Origin of the sequence: Microbacterium sp. NPDC090003, from assembly GCF_044748385.1 — a bacterium.
Taxonomy (GTDB): Bacteria; Actinomycetota; Actinomycetes; order Actinomycetales; family Microbacteriaceae; genus Microbacterium.
The window spans coordinates 2,314,763-2,336,899 of the sequence record NZ_JBIVFW010000001.1 but is presented as its reverse complement, the minus strand read 5'-3'; the positions used below and the strand labels follow the sequence as shown (position 1 = coordinate 2,336,899).

Sequence of the window (22,137 nt, the reverse complement as noted above, 5' to 3'; positions counted from 1 at the left end):
CTCAGCCCTCCGTGATCGACGAACGGGGATCGATGGTGGCGAGGATGACATCGACGACGAGGTTCACGCCCAGCACGATGAGGGCGTAGACGATGACGACGCCCTGCACCATCGGGTAGTCCTTGGCCCCGACCGACGAGACCATGATCGTGCCGAGCCCGGGGATCGCGAAGACGGTCTCGATGAGCACGGTCGCGGCGGTGAGGCCGGCGAGGATGAGCCCGCCGACGGTGAGCGACGCGGTGACGATGTTCGGCAGCGCGTGGCGCAGGTACACCAGACGCCGCGGCAGTCGCTTGGCCCGGGCGGTGGTCATGTAGGTGGTGTCGAGCACCGCCAGCATCTCGACCTGCACGATGCGCACGAGGTAGGCCATCGGGCCGATCGCCAGCGCGATGACCGGCAGCACGGCATCCGCCGGCTTGCCCCACCCCGCCGCCGGCAGCCAGCCGAGCTGCACCGCGAAGAGCGAGATGAGGCCGACCGCCACGAGGAAGCTGGGCACGGCGATCAGGATGCCGAGCACGGCCGAGAGCGTCATCGACAGTCCGCGGCGGCGACCCGAGCGGGCCAGCACCGCCGCACCGATACCCGCGGGCAGCGCTCCGACGACGGCGATGACGAAGGCGAGCACCGCGAGCAGCAGCGTGGTCGGGAAGCGCTGGGCGATGACATCCGCCACCGGGCGCTGGAGCCGCACCGAGGTGCCGAGGTCGCCCGTGAACAGCCCTCCGATGAAGCGGAAGAACTGCTCCCACATCGGCCGGTCGAGGCCGAGCTGGGCGCGGGTCGCCTCGACGAGCTGCGGTGTGGCGCTGTTGCCCAGCGCCGCGCGCACCGGGTCACCGGGCACGAGGTACATGAGCAGGAACGAGGCGACGATGACCACGGCGAGCGAGATCACCAGCCGCCCGAGACGGCGGAGCAGGAACGCGGTGCGCGGCGAGAGGCCGCGACGCAGACGGCGCTCCTCCACCCGCGCCGCCAGGGCGGCCGTGGACGTGTCGACCACCTCGGCGGTCGCGGGAGGAGGAGTGATCGTCATGTCAGCCGAGCATCCGGATCGAGGTGGGCTGGATGAAGTTCGGCTGATCGAACACCGCACCCGACTGGTAGGTCGGCAGGATGTTGTCGATCACCGGGAACACGTCGAAGCGGTTGATGAGCTCGGCCTCGGCATCCTGCCAGATGTCGCACGCGGCGTCGGGCTCGGCGCTCGACGCTTCAGCGGCCAGTGCCGAGTACTCCGGGTTGTCGACGAACATGAAGTTCAGGCCGCCCTGGTCGGGGGTCGCTCCCTCGAAGAAGGTCGAGAGCACGACGGGTCCGCCCGGCGCGATCTGCACCCAGCCGGTGTCCCAGTCGAACGTCGAGTAGAGCTGCTCCGACCACGCCGCGGCGTCGTTCGCGAACAGTTCGGTGGTCACACCCAGAGCATCCCACGTCTCCTTGACGAGCTCCGCCGAGGCGGCGTGCGTCGAGGTCGGCGCGTTGTAGATGAACTTGATGACGAGCGGCTCGCCATCCTTGGAACGCTTGCCGTCGGAGCCGAGCGTCCAGCCGGCCTCGTCGAGCAGTTCGCCGGCACGCTCGGTGTCGGTCTCGGGCAGCTCCCACTTCGGGCCGCCGGCCACGCAGAGCAACGGGTTCTTGGTCACGAGCGACTCGGACGGGAGTCCTTCGCCATCGGCGATGACCGTGCCGACCTCGTCGCGGTCGATCGCGATCGACAGCGCCTCGCGCACGAGCGGGTCGGAGAACGGACGCCCCTCCTTCTCGTTGAAGAGGATCATGCCGACGGGGTTGCGCACACCCGTGTGGGTGAGTCCTGCGCCGTCGAGTCGAGCGCGGTCGGCGCCCGAGATGGTCGCCGCGTTGATCTCGCCCGAGACCAGCAGGTTCGCCGCGGTGCTCTCGTCGCTCACGACGCGCGACTCGATCGCGTCGGGCAGACCGACAGTGTCGCTCGTGACGTCGTCGGGACCCCACGTGTAGTCGTCGCGCTTGGTGAACGTGTACGTGTCACCCGGCTTGATGTCGGTCATCGTGTACAGCCCGGTGCCGTCGGTGGCGTCCGACAGCGTGGACGGATCGGCGAGGCCGGCATCGCACACGAGCATGATCGTGCCGACGTTGACCGCGAGGAACGGGTTGTTCTCGGTGCTGGTCACGGTGACGGTGTTGCCGTCGGCCGTGGCCGAGACCTTCTCGTCGATGACCGAGCCGTACGAGAACGTGGCGTTCGCGGGGTCGGCGTTGTAGTTGAGGTTGTCGGCGACGGTCTGTCCGGTGAACTCCGAGCCGTCGGCGCAGGTGATGCCGTCCTTCAGAGTGAAGACGACCTCGGTGCCCGTCTCCTCCCAGCTCTCGGCGAGCCACGGGACGAGCTCGCCATCGGGGGTGACGGCGATGAGCGTCTCGTAGGCGAGGCTGACGACGGCGAAGGTGTCGGGCGACACGGCGACGAGCGGGTTGAGGTCACCCGGGTCGTCGCCGACGGCGGTCACGAAGGTGCCACCGGAGACGTAGTCACCCTCGGTCGGCGCGGACGAATCGGGCGAGCCCGCGCAGGACGTCAGCGTCAGCGCAAGCGCAGAGAGAACGGCGGCCACGGGTACTGCGGTACTGCGTTTCATAGCGATCTCCTGATTTCGGGTGAGGGGGTGGAGCTGCGGATGCTGTGGTCTTGTTCTTCCGGTCAGCGGACCGGAACCTCGGCCGAGAGCCGCGCGAGCGGGCCTGCGGCCTTGACCGTCACGTTGACGGTGGGCTGGGCGGTGTAGGGCACGTGCGTCTCGAGGACTTCGACGATCGACACCTGCAACGGGTCGGCGCCGGCCTGGATCGCCTTCGCGATGGCGGCTTCGGATGCCTGCTCGATCGCCTGATCGCGATCGCCCATCGGGGCCATCTGGTCGGCCCGGCCGCCGGCGAGCGAGATCGCGGCGCCGACGGCGTTGGCGACGCCGCCGTGGTCGGGGCGCAGGATGCTGCCCGCGCTCGCGAGGCTGTCGGGAACGAGGAATCCGCCACCGCCGACGACGACGAGCGGGATGTCCATGCGACCGAGCGAGAGGCGTTCGACGGCTTCGTCGAGGCGGTCGGCGACCCGCGCGAGCGCCTGCTCGAGCGCCTCGGTCACCGACGACGACAGCGCGGGGAGCGAGCGCCCGGCGACGGGGCTGCCGGCGAGTGCCGCGGCATCCGTCAGCGTCGGGGTGGAGCCGCCGAACAGCAGGCCCTCCCGATCGATGCGGTAGCCGACCGAGTCGGGGCCCACGCGGCCCGAGGCGACGTCGACGATCGTGCCGCCGCCGATGCCGACGCTGAGGATGTCGGGCATCCGGAAGTTCGTGCGCACTCCGCCGATCTCGCGCGGCAGGGTCGACTCGCGGGGGAAGCCGCCCACGACCACGCCGAGGTCGGAGGTCGTGCCGCCGACGTCGATCACGATCGCGTCGTCGTGCCCCGAGAGGTAGGCGGCGCCGCGGATCGAGTTCGCGGGACCGGAGCCGATCGTCAGCACGGGGTACTGCGCGGCGTAGTCGAGCGACATCAGGGTGCCGTCGTTCTGAGCGAAGAAGGTGGTCGCGTCGAGGCCCTCCTCGGCGACGACGGTGACGAGAGCCTCGGTGACCGACCGGGCGACGCTGTAGAGAGCGGCGTTGAGCAGCGTCGCGTTCTCGCGCTCGAGCAGCCCCGTAGGGCCGATGTCCTGACTGAGGAAGACCCGGGTGTCCTGCCCCAGGTGGCCGCGCAGCAGATCGGCGACCTCGAGCTCCTGCTCGGGCGACGAGGGGCTGAAGATGCCGGCCACGGCGATCGCGTCGAAGTCGTCGAGGCCGTCGACGAAGCGCAGGATGCCGTCGCGGTCGAGCGGGGCGATCGGCGTGCCGTCGACCATGTGACCGCCGCCGAGCATCGTGGCGCCGGCGAGCACCATGCGCACGAGGTCGTCGGGCCACCCCGTCAGCGGCGGGTATTCGGTCGCGGCCGGGGCGCCGAGGCGGATCATCGCGACCCGGTCGAGCTGGCGGCGCTGCACGATCGCGTTGGTCGCGTGCGTGGTGCCGAGCATGACGCGCGAGACCCGGGAGCGGTCGTCGCCGATCGTGGCGAGCACGTCGCGGATGCCCGCGCGGATGCCGCCGGTGATGTCGTCGGTGGTGGCGCGCTTGGTCCAGGCGAGCACCCGGCCCTCGCCGTCGAGCACGACCGCGTCGGTGTTCGTGCCGCCGACGTCGACGCCGATGGAGAGATCGCGGGCGGTCATCGGGTCGCTCCTTCGAACGGGACGTACGGCAAGTCGTAGCCGAAGGCCAGGGGGCCGGCGAGTTCCAGGCCGCGCGGCGTGCGCCAGATCGGGTCGCAGGCCCAGGCGAGCACCGAGACGCGCTGGCCGAAGCGCAGCATCTCGGTGGTGATCGCGTGGCCGGTCTCGGCGTCGATGATCGTGATGAGGTCGGGAACGCTCACCAGCACCTCGCCGTCCTCCAGCACGAGCAGGTTCTCGTTCTGCAACTCGAGGCGCTGCAGGCGGCCCCGGTCGGCGCCGGTGCCGGTGATGGTCACCGAGCCGCGCACGAATCCGCCGACGGTGCGGCGGTCGAGGTCGGTGATCTTGCCGGTCATCAACACGCGGGCATCGAGTTCGGCGGCGACGGCGGCGACCGGGTCGGACGACGACATCAGGGCGTGGCCGACGCGGATGGCGGCGCTCACCGTGCCCTCGATGACCGAGCCCTTCACCTGGTCGGCGGTCATCGGGTAGTGCGCGCCGATGCAGATCGAGCCGCTCGCGACCGTGAGTGCGCGGGCGTGGCGCTCGAGCCAGTGCAGGTCGATCGTCTTCATCACCGAGATGTTGCCGACGACATCGCTCTGCACGGCCCATGCGCACGGCACACCGGCCACGTTCATGGCGACCATCGCGGCATCCGGGAACGCGCGGCCCATGCCGTCGGCGTCGAGGATCTGGAGTCCGAGGCGGGCGGCCCAGCCGATCGGCTGCACGCCGTTGCTCCCGCCGATCTCCGCCGCCATCAGCGTCGTGACCTTGCGCCCGAGGAGGCGCTCGGCCTCGGCGAGCAGCGCGTGGATCTGATCCTTCGCGGCCAGCATCTCGATGCCGACCGTCGGAGCACCGATGCCCGACATGAGGATGACGACGTCGTCGGCACCGAGGTCGTCGACCTGCACCAGGCGAACGGGGCCGTGCTCGCGCAGCGCGGTCTCGACCATGATCTGCGAGGTGTACACGGCGCCACCGCCGCCGGTGCCGAAGATCGCGGTGCCGACGCCGAGTGCGGCGATGTCGTCTGCCGTGATCTCGGTGATCGGCGCCGCGGTGGGTGCGACGGAGGAAGTCTGGGCCATGTGTTCACGGTACGGAGCCGTTCACCTCGCGGCAATGTTTCGGGCATCCAGTGTTTCCCGGCATACTGTGCGCATGGCACAGTACACACTGCGGGATCTTCGTGACGACGCCGACCGGCTCGGGCTGCGGTCCCATGCGGGCCCCGTCGACGACCGGCAGATCGTGCGCGTCGACCTCGCCGCCGTCGACCGCCTCGATGCCCTCGCCACCGGCACCCTCGCGATCATCGACGGCGAGGAGCAGCCACCGCCCTTCCGCATCGACGTCGCCCTGCGGCAGGCCAGCGCCCGCGGTCTCGCCGGCCTCGTGTTCACCGCCCCGCTCACGCTCGCCGAGACCGCCCGGGTGCTCGCCGAGCGCGCCGGCGTGCCCGTGTTCTCGGCCGTGGGCGTCGGCGCCGCCGACCTCGCGAAGACCATCGACCGGGCGATCTCGGGCGGGGCATCCGAAGCGATGATGCGCGGCGCGCACGCCATCGCCCTCGCGACCGAAGCCGCGGCATCCGCCGACAGCACGACCGAGAGCATCCTGTCGGTCGCCGGCAGCGCCCTCGGCGTCACCCTGTCGATCGCCCCCGACCCGACCGCGGCGTGGACCGATGCGGATGCCGTGTTCATCGGCGAGGTGCTCGTCGGGCGCCTCGTGGCCGATCGCACCGACGGTGCGACCGAGGTGTCCCTGCCCGTGATCGCCTCGTTGCTCTCACGAGTCGCGCAGCGGCAGAGCCGCGACCGGTTCGCCCCCACGCAGTCGCGCGCCGACCTGCTCGTCGAGCTCGTGCTCGCCGAGCCCTCACGCGCCGAGGGTTTCGTCGCCCAGGCCGCCCGCCTCGGCCTGCCCCTCCCCCAGTCGCACGCGGTCGCCTGGCTCGCCCCGACCGGCACCGCCGACCCCGACGCCCGGGCGCCGCGCAGTGTGCAACCCGCGCTCGAACTGTTCGCGCTGCAGCTCGTCGAGGCGCGGGAGGAGATGTGGCACGTCGCCTTCCTGCAGGACGACCTGCTGCTCGTGTGCACCGAGGAGCACGGGGCCGGCGACCACCAGCGGCGCGTGCGCGAGGTCGCGACGCTCATCCAGCAGCGGGCGCAGGAGATCGCCGGATCCGACTGGGCCTACACGCTCGGACTCGGCACCCCGCAGGTCGGCGCGCTGGGGCTGCGGCAGTCGGCGGCAGAGGCGCGCATCGCGGCCGAGTCGGCGATCGCCGCCGGGCGCCTCGGCGGGGTCGAGCTCACCGATGTCACGGGCCTGCGGCGGGTGCTGCTCGACGTCTACGCCTCGCCCATCAGTCGCGAGCTGCTGCACGACATCCTGCGACCGCTCGACGACCTCGGTCCCGAGCGGGCCCTGCAGTCGGTACGCACCCTGCTCGTGTACCTCGCGCACGAAGGGTCGCTCGTGCACGCCGGCCGCGAACTCATGCTGCATCCGAACGGCGTGGGCTACCGGATGCGGCGCATCCGCGAGCTGCTCGGCATCGACCTCGCCGACCCCGACGCGCGCTTCGCCGTCGAGCTCGCCTGCCGCGTGCGGCTCCTCGGGGCCGGGTAGGTCGGCGGCCGGGGTTCCGTGAGGAGTCAGAACACGCCCTATCCGGATGCCGTCGCGCGGCGTGTCTTGACCCCTCGCCGCCCGGAAACCGGGCCCCTGAGCCGCATGGGGTCCCTGAGCCGCATAGGGTCCCTGAGCCTGTCGAAGGGCCCCACCTCGCACAACTTCGGACTTCTGGCGAGACACGCCGCGTCGAGGCATCCGTCCCCGGAGTGTCGTCCTGAAACTCCGAAGTTGTGCGGTGGCAGTTGTGCGGGAGGCGCACCGACGTGAGGAGTCAGAACACGCCGCAGACGGATGCCGGGACGCGGCGTGTCTTGACCCCTCAGAGCAACCAGCCTCAGCGCACGAAGACCCGCTCTCCGCGGATCCACGTCTCCGCCACGCGCACGGCGGCGATCTCGTCGTCGGGCACCGTGAAGACGTCGCGGTCGAGCACCGCGAAGCTGCCGTCGAGCCCCGGCGCGAGACGCCCGACGCCCTCCAGCGGCGACAGCGAGGCCGCCCGCGAGGTGTACAGCAGCAGCGCCTGCGGCACGGTGATCGCCGCCTCGGCGCCGAACTCGATGCCGTTGTAGGTGCGGCGCCGCACGGCGGCTTCGACCGAGAGCATCACGTCGTCGGCGCCGCTCCAGGCGGTGGCCGGCCGGTCCGACGACAGTGCCAGAGGCTCGAGGCCCGCGTACAGGCGCGCGATCGGGTACGCATCCGGCACCTGCTCGACGCGCAGCGCCTTCTCGTACCCGTCGTACTCGGCGAAGAAGAACACCGTGTGCGTCGCGATGCCGAACGACATGCGCGCCGAGCGCAGACGCTCCAGATACGCATCGCTCACGATCGTCGCGTGCTCGATACGCACCGAGGGGATGCCGTCGAGCCACGGCTCCTGATCCTCGAACAGCTCCACGACCCGGTCGAGCGCCCGGTCGCCCATCGCGTGCACGGCGAGTTGCACGCCGTTGCGCCGCGCCCAGTCGCCCGCCGCGAGCACGTCGGCGTCGTCGACGAGACGCAGACCATGGTCGCAGGAGTCGGGGTACGCGTCGTGCACCCAGGCGGTGCGGTTGGAGTAGGCGCCGTCGAGCACGACCTTCACGCCCGCGATCCGGATCGGTCCGGTGCGCTCGTCGTCGGTGAGTTCACCGAGGGGCGCCTCCGGGTCCCACCCCGGGTACAGCGCCACGCGGGTGCGCAGGCCGCGCTCGGCGGCGGCGCGGAAGGTCTCGAGCGGGCGATCGATGCGCGATGACAGCAGGTCGCACACCGCGACGATGCCGCGCGAGGCGAGCTCGTCGCCGATCGTCACGATCGCGTCGATCTGCTCGTCGCGGCTCGGCGCCGGGATGAATGCGGCCACGGCGTTGACGGCGGCGATCTCGGTCAGCACTCCGTTCGGGTTCCCGTCGGCATCGCGTTCGAACCGCGCACCCTCGGGGTCCACCGTCGCTGCGGTGATGCCGGCGATCTCGAGCGCCCGGGTGTTGCAGACGGCCGAGTGCGCGTCGCAGCGCCAGACCAGCACCGGGCGATCGGTGGCGACGCGGTCGAGGTCGGCGGCCGTCGGCATCCGCCCCTCGGGGAACTTGGTGTCGTCGAATCCGCGCCCCAGCACCCAGGCATCCGCCCCGGAGATCGTCGTGGCGTGCGCGTCGAGCACGCGTACGAGGTCGTCGGCGCTCAGAACGGCGGGCGGGAAGCACTCGGCCGCCGCTGCGGTGCCCGCGAGCAGCGCGGGGTGCGTGTGGCTGTCGAGCAGACCGGGCAGCACGGTGCGGCCGCCGAGGTCGACGGCATCCGCGTCGGTCACCTCCGAGGCATCGCCGACCCAGTCGACGATCCCGTCGACGATGCGGAACGCCGAGGCGAACGCGGTCTCGCTCTCGCCCGTGAACACGCGGCCGTTCGTGAAGGTGGTCATCACAGCTCCCGGTGGGTGAAGTGTCCGCCGAGCAGGGTCGCGGCGACGGGCATGGACCGCAGTTCGTCGCGGTCGCTCGCGTAGGGGTCGCGGTCACCGATCACGAGGTCGGCGGGCTGCCCGACCGCGAACGTGGTGCGAACGGATGCCGCGAGCGCCACGTCGAGCGGAAGACGCTGTTCGGGGTGCCACGCGCCGCGGTCGCCGCGGCTGCGCGCGGTGGCCGCGCTGAGCGAGATCCACGGGTCGAGCGGGGCCACCGGGGCATCCGATCCCAGGCGCAGGGTCGCGCCCGAGCGGTGCAGCGACCCGAACGCGAAGGCGCGCCCGGTACGGCCGGCCCAGTGGTGGTCGGCGACATCGCGGTCGTCCATGGCGTGCTCGGGTTGCACGCTGGCGATCAGGCCGAGCGCGGCGAAGCGGGCGAAGTCGTCGTCGCGCACGAGCTGGGCGTGCTCGATCACGCCCTTCATGTCGAGGGCCTCGAACGTGTCGAGCACCTCGGTGTTCGCCCGGTCGCCGATCGCGTGCACGGCGGCCTCGATGCCGGCGCCGCGGGCGCGCTCGAGCAGTCGACGCAGCTCGGGGATCGGTACGCTCTCCATGCCGCAGGCGTGCGGGTGGCCGGGGTCCATACCGGGGTACGGGTCCCAGCACCAGGCGGTACGGGTGTTCAGCGAGCCGTCGACGACGACCTTGAGGCGGCCGAAGGTGATGAGACCGGCCTCGTCGACGATGTCGCCGGTGCGGACGCCGGAGGCGATCACCTGCTCGAGCAGGTCGGGCCACACGGCGATGTCGGCGCGGAGGCTCGTGAGCCCGCCGGCCGTGCGTGCCGACCACTCGGCGATGTTGTCGGTCTTCTCGTACTCGACGATGCCGACGACCCCGCGGGCGGCGGCGGCCGCGGCGGCCTCGGCGTAGGCGTCCGCCGGCAGCTGCGACGCCTCGTCGAAGTCGTGCAGGATGCCGATCCACGGCCCCTCGCGCAGCAGCCCCGTCTCGTCGAGTTCGACGCCCAGGCGTGCGGCCGCGGCGCGGTTCATCCAGCCGCAGTGCAGATCGCCGCTGACGAGCACGACCGGGATGTCGCTGACCGTCGCCTCGAGGGCGGCGAGCGATGCCGGCACGGGCCATAGGCCGTCGCGGAACCCGTAGCCCATCAGCATCCCGTCGCTCAGCGGCGCACCCTCGGCGCGTGCCCGCCGCACGATGTCGAGCACGTCGTCGGCGCTGTGGGTCTCGGTGAGGTCGAGGCGCCGGCGGCGGATCACGTGCTGCGTGAAGTGCACGTGCGCGTCCCAGAACCCCGGGCCGATCCAGCGGCCGCCCGCGTCGACGACCTCGCCCGCCGGCGCGGCCGATCCCGCCGGGGCGATCTCCGCGATCACACCGTCGCGCACGAGCACGTCGACCGGCTCGCCGCCGTCGTACGGACGAACGTTCCGGAGGGTGAGGGACTCGGTCATGCTGCTCCTCTCGGCGCGTACCGCGCGGATGGTCGGGAATACGGGCCGTCAGGCGACGGGGACGGGTGAGGTCGCGAAGCCGAAGAGGTCTTTCGGGTCCTCGGGGGCGGCGACGAGGTCGATCTCGGTGTCGAGACCCGTGCCCGCGAGGTCGGCGCGCAGGTGCCGCAGCGCCGAGAAGTCCTCGATCGCGAAACCGACCGAATCGAAGATCGTCACCTGCTCGGGCGAGGTGCGCCCCACCGCCGTGCCATTCAGCACCTGCCAGAACTCCGTCACCGGGAAGTCGGCGGCGACGTTCTGGATCTCGCCCTCGACGCGCGTCTGGGGCGTGTACTCCACGAACACCGGGCCGCGGTCGAGGATCCGCGGGTCGAGCTCGGTCTTGCCCGGGCAGTCGCCGCCGATCGTGTTGATGTGCATACCCGGGGCGACGTCGGCATCCGCCAGCACCTGCGCGACCGCCTTATCGGCCGTGCACGTCGTGACGATGTCAGCACCGGCGGCCGCCTCCGACGCCGACGCGCACACCGTGATATCGAACCCGCGCGGCGCGAGATTACGCACGAACTTCGCCGACGCCGCAGGGTCGACGTCATAGATCCGCAGCCGCGAGACACCCAGCACCCCCCGGAACGCGAGCGCCTGGAACTCCGCCTGACTACCCGCCCCGATCATCGCCATCGTCGACGAATCCGGCCGCGCGAGACGACGGGCGACCATCGCCGACGTCGCCGCCGTCCGCAACGCCGTGAGCATCGTCATCTCCGCGAGGAACACCGGATAACCGTTGTGCACGTCGGCGAGCACACCGAACGCCGTCACGGTCTGGTACCCGCGACCCGGATTGAACGGATGACCGTTCACGTACTTGAACGCGTACACGTCGGGATCGCTGATCGGCATGAGCTCGATCACCCCGAACGGCGTATGGTTCGCGACCCGCTCACTCTTGTCGAACGACTCCCAGCGACGGAAATCCGCCTCGATCGTGTCCGCCATCTCGGTCATGATCGACTCCGCACCACGGCGCGAAATCCACTCCACCATGTCCTGCACACCCACGAACGCGGTCATGCGGTCACTTCCTTTCCATCGAGCACGTCGCGGTTCACATCCGCGATGCGATCGGCGAGCTTCGGGTTCTCATAGGGGCCGGGGCGGCGCAGCGCATCGATCACGCGGGCGATCACCTCGGGGGACTTGTCCTGGTGCATCTTCTCCTTGGCCTCGACGCGCTCCACGCGCAGCCGGAAACCGACGGTGCCGTGCACGATGCGCTCGGCATACGCCGTGTTCTCGAGCGTGCGGCGCATCAGGAAGGGATCGGGCAGCGGGCTCTCGAACCAGCTCACGAGGCGGTCGAGCACCGCGAGATTCTCGTCATCGGAGAGGATCTCGGGGGTGCCGTGGAGGTGCGCGACGGCGAAGTCCCACGTCGGAACCGCCGGCGACGTGCCGTACCAGCTCGGCGAGACGTACCCCTGCGGACCGTAGATGATCACCATCGTCTCGTGCTGACCCAGCTGATGCAGCCGCTCGTCGGGGCGTCCGACGTGGCTCACGATCGAGACGCCCTCGGCATCCTCTTCGAGCAGCACCGGGTAGTGCGAGGCGACGAGGCCGGCGCCGGGCACGTGGCTGACGATCGTCGCCCACGGGTTCTCGCGCACGAGCGCGCGCACGGTCTCGACGTCGTCGAGGGCGTAGTCCGGGTTGTGCCTCACGGTGTCTCCAGGGGGGGTGGGTGGCCGTCAGGCCCAGGTGATGTCGGCGGTGGCGAGCACGACGTCGTCGGCGTCGACGGCGGTGACGCGGATGCCGTCGGGCAGGGTGTTCCCGACGAGGCGCAGCGGTCGGTCGACGAGCACCGGGGCGATCGCCCGCACGTCGAGGCCGGCGGGAACACGCTCGGGCGCGTGGCGACGGGCGGCGTCCATCAGCAGGATGCGCGTCAGCGGCCCGTGCACGAGCAGGTCGGGCAGGCCCTCCACGTCGCGCGCCCAGACGCGGTCGTAGTGGATGAGGTGCGTGTTGAACGTGAGCGCCGAGAAGCGGAACAGCTGGCGCGCGTCCGGTGTGAGCTCTTCGACCCACTCCCCCTCCGCCGCGATCGACGGGTCGGGGCGCGGGGCGCGAGCGGGAGCATCCGGATCCGCCGCCTCGAGGAACACGTCGTGCCACACACTGCGCACCGCGACCTCGCCTGAGACCGCGTACTCGCGCACGATGTCGACGAAGGTCAGGCGCCCGCGAGAGCCGGTCTTGTCGACCACCGAGCCGAGCGTCGTGGTCTGCACGACCTCGTCGCCCAGGCGGATCGGCCGCAGGAACTCGGTCGTCTCGCCCGCATACATCCGTCGGGGCAGGTCGATCTCGGGCACCACGCCGTCGCGTGCCGGGGTGCCGTCGGGCCGCAGATCGGCGAGCGGCACCGCGAACGGAAAGAACACGCCCTCCCAGGCCGCGGGCAGCAGATCTCCCGCGGCGAGCGCGGGATCGGATGCCGCGAACGTGCCGCGGTACGCCTCGACGGTGTCGGCGGTGATGGGCGCGGTGCGCACGACGGGCGCGGGGGTGCTCACGGCAGTGCCCCGGCGGCACGCAGCTCGGCGATGCGCGCGGCGTCGTACCCGGCGAACCGCGCCAGCACCTCGTCGGCGTGCTCGGCGAAGCGGTTGGCGGTGCGCGCGGGGGTCGCGGGGGTCTCCGACAGCTTGATCGGCTGACCGAACATGCGCAGGACGCCCAGGTCGCCGTAGTCGGCCTCGACGATCATGTCGCGCTCGGCAGTGCCCGGGTCCTCGACCACCTCGCCGATCGTCTTGACGGCCGTGAGCGGCACGACGTCGCCCGCGAGGTCTTCGAGTTCCTGCTTGGTGCGCGAGGCGAGCCAGCCCGCCACGATCGGCTTGACCCGTCGCTCGTAGACGTCGGTCTCGAACCGCTTGCGCATGGTGTCGATCTCGGGGTCGTCCTTGAGCTCGGGGGTGCCGAACAGGTCGCAGCTCGCGTTCCAGAGCTTGTCGGTGTAGGCCCCGAAGAAGACCTGGCCGTCGGCGCAGTCGAACAGCTCGTAGGGGCGCACCCAGGCGTGCGCGTTGCCCTGCGGAGAGGCGACGTTGCCGGTGACGGTGTAGTCGACGACCGCGGTCTCGGTGAGCGCGACGATGCTGTCGACCTGTGCGACGTCGACGACCTGGCCGATGCCGGTCGCCTCGGCGTGACGTAGGGCGGCGAGCGTGCCGATCACCGCGAACAGGGTCGCCGAGAGGTCGCCGATCGTGACGCCGACGCGTACGGGCGGATGCTCGGCGTAGCCGTTCATCGACCAGATGCCGCCCGCGGCCTGGGCCGTGTTGTCGAAGGCGGGGCGCTTGCTGCGCGACCCCGTGCGGCCGTACCCCGAAATGGCGGTGTAGACCAGGCGCGGGTTGATCTCGCGCAGCACCTCGTAGCCGACGCCGAGCTTCTCCATGGTGCCCGGGCGGAAGTTCTCGACGAGCACGTCGGCACCGCGTACGAGGTCTTTCAGCACCTCCTTGCCCTCGGGGGTCGCGAGGTCGAGACCGACGCCGAGCTTTCCGCGGTTGTACTGGGCGTAGTACGCGCTGAACTCCTCGTCGCCGTCGGTGAGGTACGGCGGGAACCCGCGCGACACGTCGGGGTCGCGCGGGTTCTCGACCTTGATGACCGTCGCCCCGAGGTCGGCGAGGGTCTGCGAGGCGTACGGGCCGGCGAGCACGCGCGACAGGTCGATCACGGTGACTCCGGCGAGCGCGCCGGGGGCGGGGAGAGTGCTGTCGATCATGCGGGCGTGACCTCCTGTGCGGGTTCGGGGGTGTCGAGTCCGGCGGCCGCGAACGCGCGAGCCACGTTCGACGCGGGACGCACGCTGCGGATGCGGGAGAGCCAGAGCGTGGTGGCGGCCAGGGCTTCGAGATCGAGTCCGGTCTCGATGCCGAGGCCGTGCAGCATCCACACGAGGTCCTCCGTCGCGAGATTACCGGTCGCGCCCTTGGCGTAGGGGCAACGGCCGAGGCCGCCGACCGACGCGTCGAACTCGGCGACACCGAGTCGCAGGGCGGCGTGCACGTTCGCGAGCGACTGCCCGTAGGTGTCGTGCAGGTGCAGGGCGATCGCATCGACGGGGATGCCGGCGTCGAGGGCCTCGTCGATGACCGCGATCGTGTGGCCGGGGGTGGCGACGCCGATCGTGTCGCTGATCGCGATCTTCCGGGCTCCGGCCTCGTGCAGGGCGCGCGCGGCTTCGGTGACGGCATCCGTGTCGACGCTCCCCTCCCAGGGATCGCCGAAGGCCATCGAGACGTAGCCGCGCACGGGGATTCCCTGCGCGGTCGCCGCAGCGATCACCTCGACCGCGCGGTCGATGGCACCCGAGCGGGTCGTGTTGAGGTTGGCCTTCGCGAACGACTCGGTGGCGCTGACGACCACCGACACCTCGCGGATGCCGGCGTCGATCGCGCGCTGCAGGCCGCGGAGGTTCGGCACGAGGCCGACCGCGCGGGACCCCGCGGGCACCTCGAGACCGGCGACGACCTGCTCGGCGTCGGCGAGCTGGGGGATCCAGGTCGGCGGCACGAAGCTCGTCACCTCGAGGTCGCGACTGCCGGCCGCGTACAGCCGACGGCAGAGCTGGATCTTGACGGCGGCGGGGATGATGTCGGTCTCGGCCTGCAGGCCGTCGCGCGGACCCACCTCGAACACGGTGACGCGGGAGGGGAGCCCCTCCTCGCGGATCACCCGCGGCGCCGGGACCGTGGCGCTCATGCGCCGGCCCCGCCGCGCAGCTCGGCGAGCACCTCGCGGGCGTACTCGACCCGGATGCGGCGGTCGGCGACGATGCGGGCGGCGACCGCGCCGATCTCGTCGACCTCGGCACCGGCGGATGCCGCGACCGTGCGTGCGTGCAGGGTCATGTGCCCCCGCTGGATGCCTTCGGCGGCGAGCGCCCGGCACGCGGCGAGGTTCTGGGCGAGCCCGACCGCGGCGATCACGCTCGCGAGCTCACGTGCGGTCTCGACGCCCAGCAGCTTCACCGACGCCTGCGCGGTGGGGTGCGCGCGGGTCGCACCGCCGACGAGGCCGACGGCGAGGGGCACCTCGAGCGTGCCGACGAGGTTGCCGTCGGCATCCTTCTCGAACTGCGACAGCGCCGTGTAGCCGCCGGTGCGGGCCGCGTGCGAGTGGCAGCCCGACTCCACCGCGCGGGTGTCGTTGCCGGTGGCGAGCACGACGGCGGTGATGCCGTTCATGATGCCCTTGTTGTGCGTGGCCGCGCGGTAGGGGTCGGCCTCGGCGAACGCGCTCGCGGCGACGATGTCGTCGACGACCTGCGGGCCGCCCAGCAGTTCGGCGTCGAACACGGCGCGGGCGCGGGTGAGGCGCAGCTCGGCCTTGTTGGTGAGGATGCGCAGCAGCGTGCGGGTGCCGGCGAGCTCGGCGATGCGCGGGGCGATGGCCTCGGCCATCGTGTTGACCGCGTTCGCACCCATCGCATCGCGCACGTCGACGTGCAGGTGCACGATGACCTGCACTCCGGCGCGGGTGGGAAGCACGCGCACCGAGATGTCGAACGCCCCGCCGCCGAGCGAGACCAGCATCGGGTCCTGCTGGTTCGCGAGTTCGAGCAGTTCGTCCTTCGCCTCGAGCAGCGCGAAGCGGGCGCCGTGCGGATCGACCGCCTCGAGCACCTGGATCTGCGCGATCATCACGTCACCCGTGTACGAGGTTGTGAAGCCGCCGTGGCCGCGGGCCATGCGGGCGGCGTTCGAGGCGGCGGCGACGACGCTCGGCTCCTCGGTGGCCATCGGGATCAGGCGGTCGCGTCCGTCGATCGTGAAGTTCGTGGCGACGCCGACCGGCACCGAGATGAGGCCGACGACGTTCTCGACCATGTGGTCGGCCTGGGCGAGCGAGAGCCCGCCGTCCGGGCGCAGTGCCTTCAGAGCATCCGCGTCCAGCTCCGCACCCTGCGCGACGAGGGCGAGCCGCTCATCGGGGGTGTGATCGCGGAGTCCGGAGATTCGGCTGTTGATCGACATCGGCCACCTTCCTTCGGGACAGCGACCGGGTCATCGGCGCTGTGGTCAAGGAAGACACTAGGAGCGGGCGGCAGGGCCGACGATGGGTGGAACACTCATCCTCGGAGCCCCGCTGTATGCGGTCGACACATCACCCCGCCCCACCCCGGAACCTAGACTCGCACCATCACCCGGAGCGCGGACCGCTGGTCCCCCGAGCGCGAGGAGTACGCATGCCCTACACCGATTCCACCGATGTGCGCCTGTACTACGAGGTGTTCGGCGAGGCCGACGACCCCGTGCTCGTGCTCGTCTCGGGTGGCGGCGCGCAACTGCTCAGCTGGGACGAGGAGTTCATCGGCATCCTCACGGCCGGTGGCCTGCGGGTGGTGCGCTTCGACAACCGCGACACCGGCCTCTCGCAGCTCTTCGGCGGACCCGACGACGTCGACGGCGGCTACGACCTCATCGATCTGGCCGAGGACGTGCTGCGCGTACTCGACGATCTGGGAGTCGCGCAGGCGCACGTCGCCGGGCACTCGATGGGCGGCATGATGGCCCAGATGCTCGCGATCCACCATCCCGAGCGCATCCTGAGCCTCGGGCTGCTGTCGACCATCCCGGGCCAGTCACGCCGTTGGGTCGCGCACGGCGAGCGTCCTGAACTCGCCGAGGCGCCCGTGCGCGTGACGCGCGAGCAGGCGGTCGCGTTCACCCGGGCCGCGCTCGAAGCGGCTCCGATCGGACGCTTCGATCACCAGGTCGAGTGGCACGTGCGCGCGACCGGCGAGGCCTACGACCGCGGGTACTACCCGGAGGGGTTCTCCCGGCAGTGGGCGGCGCTGAAGCGCGCGCCCGAGCGCCTCGACGCCCTGCGGTCGGTGACCGCGCCCACCTTCGTCTTCCACGGCCGCGACGACGACGTGCTGCACTGGGCGTCCGCCGTCGACATCGCCAAGGCGATCGCCGGCGCCGAACTGCAGGTGCACCCCGACATGGGCCACCTCATCCCGCACGAGCTGTGGCCCGAACTCGCCGCCGGCCTCCTGCGCACCGCCGCCCGCGCCGAGGGCCGCGACTGACAGCCTGATTTGAGGGCGACCGCGCTCATGCTCGACACTGAAGTCACGCGCCTGTCGGCGCCGCCCTCCCCCGAAGGGACGAAGATGCCCGAGCACGACGACGCCATCGCCTCGCTCCTGGATGCGGCCCACGACCCCGAACTCGTCGGCCCCACCGGTGTCAGCGACGCCCTCCGCGCGCTCGGGGCCAGCGAAGCGGATGCCGCGCTCCTCGCCGAGCGCGTCGCCCGCATCCAGCGCGAACTGTCGCGTCTCCGCCGCCGCGAGCACGAACTCACCGCCCTCTTCTCCAGCGCCCGCGAGCTCGCCGAGCTGCGCGACAGCGACGCCGTGCTCGCCCGCCTCGTGCAGCGCGCCCGCGAGATGATGGGCGTCGATCTGGCCTACCTGTCGGAGTTCGACCCCGACACCTCCGAGTTGCGGGTGCGCGAGACCAGCGGTTCGGTGAGCGCCTCGTTCCAGCAGCTGCGCGTGCCGCCGGGGCGCGGCCTCGCGAGCGTCGTGGTCGAGTCGCGCACCGCGCAGTGGGTCGCCGACTACACGTCGTACACCGAGGATCGCCATGACACCGGCATCGACGACGCCGTCTCGGCCGAGGGGCTCGTGTCGATGCTCGGCGTGCCGATGCTCAGCAGCGACGACGTGCTCGGCGTGCTGTTCGTCGGCAACCGCGAGATGAAGGAATTCTCCCCCGACGAGGTCGCACTGCTGTCGGCTCTCGCCGACCACGCCTCGGTCATCCTGCAGACGACGCAGACGCTGCGCGAGCTGCAGGTGTCGGAGGATGCCAGCCGCCGCACCCTCGAGAGCCTCACCGCGCACCTCGTCGAACGCGACCGCGCGAACACCGTGCACCAGGAGCTCGTGCAGGCGGTGCTCGCCGGCGGCGGGTTCGGCCCGGTGGCCGAGACCCTCGCCTCGGCTCTCGGCCGCGCGGTCGCGATCATCGATGCGCAGGAGAACGTGATCGCCGCCGCGGGGCTGCCGCTGGCTCCCGGGATGCTGTCGCTCGACGAGCCCGTGCGCGAGGCACTGGCCGAGAGCCGCCGCAACGGGCATTGCGTCCCGGTCGCGGGCGCGGGCGTGCGCGCCGTCTCGGCCCTCACCGCCGGCAACCGCCATTTCGGGGCTCTCCTGCTCGGCGACGGCGCTTTCGAACTCGGCGCCGTCGACCTCCGCACCATCGAGCGTGCGGCCCAGGTCGGGGCACTGCTCGAGCTGCAGCAGGAGGCGGCATCCGGAGCCGACCACCGCGTGCGCAGCGAACTGATCGCCGACCTGCTCGACGACGTGCCCGAACGGCGTTCCGATGTCGAGCGTCGGGCGCGACGCCTCGGCGTCGACCTCGCGACCCTCGACTCGTTGCTGCTGCTGGCGGTGCCGGGCGATCAGCAGACCGCCGCGGCGCGCGCCGTCGTACGTTCCCTCGACGACCGGGCGCTGGTCGGCGAGTACCGCGGATTCGTGGTCGTCGCCCTCGCGAGCGACCGGGGCCCCGTCGACCCCGAGCGGCTGCGGCGAGAGGTCGCCTCGGCGATCCAGGAGGCGGTGACCGTGGTCGTGCCGCCGCCCGCGAAGGGTCCGCTGCCGTCGGCGTTCCTCGCCGCCCGGCGCACCGCGCGGCTGCTCGCCGCCCTCGAACTCGCCGACCTGACCGCCCGCGTCGAGGACTTCCTGCCCTATTCGGCCGTGCTCGACACCGATGCGCAGGGGTTGTCGGCGTTCCTGCGCGACACGATCGGATCGGTGCGCCAGTACGACGCCGAGCGCAACGCCGACCTGCTCGGCACCCTGCGGGCGTTCGTGCGCAACAACGCCAGCCCCACCCGCACGGCGCGCGCCCTCAACTTCCACACGAACACGATCCTGCAGCGCCTCGACCGCCTCGACCACGTGCTCGGTGCCGGATGGCGCGACGACGAGCGGATGTTCCGCATCGGCATCGCGGTGCGCCTCGACGAGCTGCGCGAGCGCCTTCAGGGCGCGGCCGCCTAGCACCCTCCCCACCGACCGGGTCGCTGAGCCCCACCCCCGGGTCGCTGAGCCCCACCCCCGGGCCGCTGAGCCCCACCCCCGGGTCGCTGAGCCTGTCGAAGCGTCCCCGCCCGCCTCGGGCGTCCGCGCAGGCGCCGCTCCCCATCTCCGAGGCTGTGCTGGGCCACAACAACGGAGGAGATCTCTCCTTCCGCAGGAGGCATCCGCTGATTCGACCCTGCCGAACGCGAGAAGTCCTCCCGAACGGATGCCGCGGGGCGGGGCCCTTCGACAGGCTCAGGGACCCAGTTGCAGACACCGGCCGCTGAGCCAGCACCATCACCGGGTCGCTGAGCCACCGCCATCACTGGGTCGCTGAGCCTGTCGAAGCGTCCCCGCCCGCGCCTCGGGCGGAGAACTCCGCGTGGGGCGGAAGCATCCGCCCCGGATCTCCGCCCCACAGCGAGAACTCCGCCCATCACGGATGCCGCGCGGTGGGCCCTTCGACAAGCTCAGGGACCCAGCTCCTCCTACCGGTCACCCTCCGCGTCGAACGCCTCGACCCCGGTCTGCGGGAACGGGTGCGGGCCGCGGGGCCCGAAGACGAGCACGAGTTCGGCGACGGCATCCGACTCGTTGCGCACCCCGTGGTGCATCCCCTCCGGCGCGTAGAACGCGTCACCCGCCCTCAGAACGCGGCGATCCGAATCCGCCGTGATCACGACCTCCCCGCGCGTGACGATGTACATCTCGTCGGAACTCCGTGGCGAACAACTCGTCGGGTCATCGTCGAGGTGGTGGTGCTGCCCCTCCTCGGCGCCCGGCTCGAGCCGGTACATCATGACCGAGGTGGGCAACGAGGTCGTCTGCTGGAAGTACCACTCGATGCCGATGCGACCCTCGCCGTGGTACAGCTCCCAGTCGTGCTCGTTGTCACCGCGCCTCTGCACACGCATGGTCGACCCCTTTCGCGGAAGAGCTCTCAGCTCCGGTAGAGGACCGGCATCGATTCGAGCAGCTTCTGGGTGTACGGATGCTGCGGAGCGTTCATGACCTGCTCGCCGGTGCCCTCCTCGACGACCCGCCCCTGGTGCATCACGGCCACGCGATGCGCGATGTGGTGCACGACCGAGAGGTTGTGGGTGATGAAGAGGTACGTGACGCCGGTGTCCTTCTGCAGTTGCACGAGCAGGTTGAGCACCTGCGCCTGCACCGACACGTCGAGCGCCGAGGTGGGCTCGTCGAGCACCACGAACTCGGGTTCGGCGGCCATCGCCCGAGCGATCGCGATGCGCTGGCGCTGTCCGCCCGAGAACTCGTGCGGGTAGCGTCCGGCGGAATCCATCGGCAGTCCGACGCGGTCGAGCGAGTCGGCGATGCGCCGGCGGCGCTCCTTCTGGCCGATCCCGGCGGCCAGAAGCGGCTCGGCGATCGACCGGGCGACCGTGAAGCGCGGGTCGAGGGAGTCGTTGGGGTCCTGGAAGACCATCTGGATGCGGCGGCGGTGCGTGCGCAGGGCGCGACCGCGGATGCCGGTGACGTCGGCGCCGTCGAACTCGATCGTGCCGAGGGTGGGCTTGCGCATGAGCAGGATGGCACGGGCGAGCGTGCTCTTGCCCGACCCGGACTCGCCGACCAGACCGAGCGTCTCGCCGCGGGGCACAGTGAGGCTCACGTCGTCGAGGGCGGTCATGACGTTGTCGCCGTGCCCGAACCGCTGGGTGACGTTCTTCACGCGCAGCACGTCGTCGGGAAGGGCTGTGGGGGTCTGCAGGGCGTCGGTCACGATGCCTCCTCGAGCACGGCGGGAACGCTGTCGAAGTCGTTCACGGCGGGGATGACGGCGAGCGGCGAGCGCACGGGCACCGAGGGCCGCGGGATGCTCTCGAGCAACGCCCGGGTGTACGGATGCCGCGGGTCCTCGAGCACGCGCCGGGCCGCACCCGTCTCGACCACGCGTCCGCGGTACATCACGGCGACCCGCTCGCAGAGCTGGCCGATGACGCCGAGGTCGTGACTGATGAACAGCACACCCATGCCCGTCTCGTCGCGGAGGCTCTTGATGAGGTCGAGGATCTGCGCCTGCACCGTCACGTCGAGCGCGGTGGTGGGCTCGTCGGCGACCAGCAGGTCGGGGCCGGCGGCGACGGCGATCGCGATCACGACGCGCTGGCGCTGACCGCCGGAGAGCTGGTGGGGGTAGTAGTTCAGGCGCTTCTCGGCATCCGGCATCTGCACGAGCTGCAGGATCTCGAGGGCGCGGGCGCGGGCCTGCTTCTTGTCGGCCTTGCCGTGGATCTGCAGCACCTCGGCGATCTGGGCGCCGATGCGCATGCAGGGGTTGAGCGCCGACATCGGCTCCTGGAAGACCATGGATGCCTTCACTCCGCGCACCTCGGCCCAGTCGCGCTCGGTGGCGTCGTTCATGTCGGAGCCCGCGACGTCGATGCTTGCGGCGGTGACGCGAGCCGAGTCGGGCAGCAGGCCCATCATGGCGAGCGCGATGCTCGACTTGCCGCTGCCGGACTCGCCGATCACGCCGACGATCTCGCCCTTGCGAACGCGCAGCGAGACGCCGGAGACCGACGGCGGGGCGCTGCCGTAGGCGATGCTGAGGTCTTCGACGCGGAGGGCGTCGGTGGCGTCGGTCATGCGCTTCTCGCTTCTGTGAGGGAGCTTCTGTAAGAGAAGAGGGGTGGCGCCCCGGCGCCTCCCGGAAGAG

The 22,137-nt window shown here is 71.3% G+C and carries 18 protein-coding genes; 3 read left to right on the top strand and 15 right to left on the bottom strand.

Annotation, left to right across the window (positions count from 1 at the left end; all coding sequences use genetic code 11):
* Position 1: 1 nt before the first annotated feature.
* The 4 genes from ACIPVN_RS11275 to ACIPVN_RS11260 form a co-directional block, all read right to left on the bottom strand.
* Positions 2 to 1,045, bottom strand: coding sequence for an ABC transporter permease (locus ACIPVN_RS11275; RefSeq protein WP_400442795.1), 1,044 nt, complete (start codon positions 1,043 to 1,045; stop codon positions 2 to 4).
* Position 1,046: 1 nt separating this feature from the next.
* A complete protein-coding gene (locus ACIPVN_RS11270) occupies positions 1,047 to 2,636 on the bottom strand; it encodes an ABC transporter substrate-binding protein (protein WP_400442794.1) in 1,590 nt (529 codons plus the stop codon).
* A gap of 62 nt (positions 2,637 to 2,698) precedes the next feature.
* On the bottom strand, positions 2,699 to 4,273 hold the full coding sequence (locus tag ACIPVN_RS11265) for a hydantoinase/oxoprolinase N-terminal domain-containing protein (RefSeq protein ID WP_400442793.1): 1,575 nt from the start codon (positions 4,271 to 4,273) through the stop codon (positions 2,699 to 2,701).
* The gene (locus tag ACIPVN_RS11260; RefSeq protein WP_400442792.1) at positions 4,270 to 5,376 is read right to left on the bottom strand and encodes a DUF917 domain-containing protein; all 1,107 of its coding nucleotides are present in this window, start codon (positions 5,374 to 5,376) and stop codon (positions 4,270 to 4,272) included. Before ACIPVN_RS11260 ends, ACIPVN_RS11265 begins: the two co-directional genes overlap by 4 nt.
* Positions 5,377 to 5,449: 73 nt before the next feature.
* Here ACIPVN_RS11260 and ACIPVN_RS11255 point away from each other — a divergent pair, with 73 nt between their 5' ends.
* Positions 5,450 to 6,928 carry a PucR family transcriptional regulator gene (locus ACIPVN_RS11255; protein ID WP_400442791.1) on the top strand — a complete coding sequence of 493 codons (1,479 nt, stop codon included), beginning with the start codon at positions 5,450 to 5,452 and terminating at the stop codon, positions 6,926 to 6,928.
* 340 nt (positions 6,929 to 7,268) lie between these two features.
* Here ACIPVN_RS11255 and ACIPVN_RS11250 read toward each other — a convergent pair whose 3' ends face one another.
* Genes ACIPVN_RS11250 through ACIPVN_RS11215 form a run of 8 tightly spaced genes read right to left on the bottom strand, consistent with a single transcriptional unit; the run spans position 7,269 to position 16,380 of the window.
* Entirely contained in the window at positions 7,269 to 8,846 is a 1,578-nt protein-coding gene (locus tag ACIPVN_RS11250) for an amidohydrolase (RefSeq protein ID WP_400442790.1), read from the bottom strand.
* The gene (locus ACIPVN_RS11245) at positions 8,846 to 10,315 is read right to left on the bottom strand and encodes an amidohydrolase (protein ID WP_400442789.1); all 1,470 of its coding nucleotides are present in this window, start codon (positions 10,313 to 10,315) and stop codon (positions 8,846 to 8,848) included. Before ACIPVN_RS11245 ends, ACIPVN_RS11250 begins: the two co-directional genes overlap by 1 nt.
* Before the next feature lie 48 nt (positions 10,316 to 10,363).
* On the bottom strand, positions 10,364 to 11,392 hold the full coding sequence (locus ACIPVN_RS11240; protein WP_400442012.1) for an ornithine cyclodeaminase: 1,029 nt from the start codon (positions 11,390 to 11,392) through the stop codon (positions 10,364 to 10,366).
* Positions 11,389 to 12,042 (bottom strand): FMN-binding negative transcriptional regulator, encoded by a 654-nt coding sequence (locus tag ACIPVN_RS11235; RefSeq protein ID WP_400442788.1) that lies wholly within the window; start codon positions 12,040 to 12,042, stop codon positions 11,389 to 11,391. The genes ACIPVN_RS11240 and ACIPVN_RS11235 overlap by 4 nt, the downstream gene beginning before the upstream one ends.
* 27 nt (positions 12,043 to 12,069) lie before the next feature.
* A complete protein-coding gene (locus ACIPVN_RS11230; protein ID WP_400442787.1) occupies positions 12,070 to 12,900 on the bottom strand; it encodes a MaoC family dehydratase N-terminal domain-containing protein in 831 nt (276 codons plus the stop codon).
* Positions 12,897 to 14,126, bottom strand: a complete 1,230-nt coding sequence (locus ACIPVN_RS11225) for a CaiB/BaiF CoA transferase family protein (RefSeq protein ID WP_400442786.1) — start codon at positions 14,124 to 14,126, stop codon at positions 12,897 to 12,899. Before ACIPVN_RS11225 ends, ACIPVN_RS11230 begins: the two co-directional genes overlap by 4 nt.
* On the bottom strand, positions 14,123 to 15,106 hold the full coding sequence (locus ACIPVN_RS11220; RefSeq protein ID WP_400442785.1) for a hydroxymethylglutaryl-CoA lyase: 984 nt from the start codon (positions 15,104 to 15,106) through the stop codon (positions 14,123 to 14,125). The genes ACIPVN_RS11225 and ACIPVN_RS11220 overlap by 4 nt, the downstream gene beginning before the upstream one ends.
* Positions 15,103 to 16,380: a hydroxymethylglutaryl-CoA reductase, degradative gene (locus tag ACIPVN_RS11215; protein WP_400442784.1), complete on the bottom strand. Its 1,278-nt coding sequence runs from the start codon at positions 16,378 to 16,380 to the stop codon at positions 15,103 to 15,105. The genes ACIPVN_RS11220 and ACIPVN_RS11215 overlap by 4 nt, the downstream gene beginning before the upstream one ends.
* 212 nt (positions 16,381 to 16,592) lie before the next feature.
* Here ACIPVN_RS11215 and ACIPVN_RS11210 point away from each other — a divergent pair, with 212 nt between their 5' ends.
* Both ACIPVN_RS11210 and ACIPVN_RS11205 read left to right on the top strand, forming a co-directional pair.
* Complete coding sequence (locus ACIPVN_RS11210; protein ID WP_400442783.1) at positions 16,593 to 17,441, top strand: alpha/beta fold hydrolase; 849 nt, start codon at positions 16,593 to 16,595, stop codon at positions 17,439 to 17,441.
* A gap of 27 nt (positions 17,442 to 17,468) precedes the next feature.
* The gene (locus tag ACIPVN_RS11205) at positions 17,469 to 19,436 is read left to right on the top strand and encodes a helix-turn-helix domain-containing protein (RefSeq protein WP_400442782.1); all 1,968 of its coding nucleotides are present in this window, start codon (positions 17,469 to 17,471) and stop codon (positions 19,434 to 19,436) included.
* A 509-nt stretch (positions 19,437 to 19,945) separates the two neighbouring features.
* On the opposite strand, the gene ACIPVN_RS11200 is transcribed toward ACIPVN_RS11205, so the two are convergent.
* From ACIPVN_RS11200 to ACIPVN_RS11190, 3 genes are read right to left on the bottom strand one after another with little or no spacing between them, the layout of a single operon-like run.
* On the bottom strand, positions 19,946 to 20,371 hold the full coding sequence (locus ACIPVN_RS11200; protein ID WP_400442781.1) for a cupin domain-containing protein: 426 nt from the start codon (positions 20,369 to 20,371) through the stop codon (positions 19,946 to 19,948).
* Between the two features lie 26 nt (positions 20,372 to 20,397).
* Positions 20,398 to 21,201 carry an ATP-binding cassette domain-containing protein gene (locus tag ACIPVN_RS11195; RefSeq protein WP_400442780.1) on the bottom strand — a complete coding sequence of 268 codons (804 nt, stop codon included), beginning with the start codon at positions 21,199 to 21,201 and terminating at the stop codon, positions 20,398 to 20,400.
* Positions 21,198 to 22,067 carry an ABC transporter ATP-binding protein gene (locus tag ACIPVN_RS11190; RefSeq protein WP_400442779.1) on the bottom strand — a complete coding sequence of 290 codons (870 nt, stop codon included), beginning with the start codon at positions 22,065 to 22,067 and terminating at the stop codon, positions 21,198 to 21,200. The genes ACIPVN_RS11195 and ACIPVN_RS11190 overlap by 4 nt, the downstream gene beginning before the upstream one ends.
* Positions 22,068 to 22,137 lie beyond the last annotated feature (70 nt).

Coding starts and splice junctions, on each gene's coding strand:
- ACIPVN_RS11275 (WP_400442795.1), bottom strand. CDS start 1,045: ATGACGATCACTCCTCCTCCCGCGACCGCCGAGGTGGTCGACACGTCC.
- ACIPVN_RS11270 (WP_400442794.1), bottom strand. CDS start 2,636: ATGAAACGCAGTACCGCAGTACCCGTGGCCGCCGTTCTCTCTGCGCTT.
- ACIPVN_RS11265 (WP_400442793.1), bottom strand. CDS start 4,273: ATGACCGCCCGCGATCTCTCCATCGGCGTCGACGTCGGCGGCACGAAC.
- ACIPVN_RS11260 (WP_400442792.1), bottom strand. CDS start 5,376: ATGGCCCAGACTTCCTCCGTCGCACCCACCGCGGCGCCGATCACCGAG.
- ACIPVN_RS11255 (WP_400442791.1), top strand. CDS start 5,450: ATGGCACAGTACACACTGCGGGATCTTCGTGACGACGCCGACCGGCTC.
- ACIPVN_RS11250 (WP_400442790.1), bottom strand. CDS start 8,846: ATGACCACCTTCACGAACGGCCGCGTGTTCACGGGCGAGAGCGAGACC.
- ACIPVN_RS11245 (WP_400442789.1), bottom strand. CDS start 10,315: ATGACCGAGTCCCTCACCCTCCGGAACGTTCGTCCGTACGACGGCGGC.
- ACIPVN_RS11240 (WP_400442012.1), bottom strand. CDS start 11,392: ATGACCGCGTTCGTGGGTGTGCAGGACATGGTGGAGTGGATTTCGCGC.
- ACIPVN_RS11225 (WP_400442786.1), bottom strand. CDS start 14,126: ATGATCGACAGCACTCTCCCCGCCCCCGGCGCGCTCGCCGGAGTCACC.
- ACIPVN_RS11220 (WP_400442785.1), bottom strand. CDS start 15,106: ATGAGCGCCACGGTCCCGGCGCCGCGGGTGATCCGCGAGGAGGGGCTC.
- ACIPVN_RS11215 (WP_400442784.1), bottom strand. CDS start 16,380: ATGTCGATCAACAGCCGAATCTCCGGACTCCGCGATCACACCCCCGAT.
- ACIPVN_RS11210 (WP_400442783.1), top strand. CDS start 16,593: ATGCCCTACACCGATTCCACCGATGTGCGCCTGTACTACGAGGTGTTC.
- ACIPVN_RS11205 (WP_400442782.1), top strand. CDS start 17,469: ATGCTCGACACTGAAGTCACGCGCCTGTCGGCGCCGCCCTCCCCCGAA.
- ACIPVN_RS11200 (WP_400442781.1), bottom strand. CDS start 20,371: ATGCGTGTGCAGAGGCGCGGTGACAACGAGCACGACTGGGAGCTGTAC.
- ACIPVN_RS11190 (WP_400442779.1), bottom strand. CDS start 22,067: ATGACCGACGCCACCGACGCCCTCCGCGTCGAAGACCTCAGCATCGCC.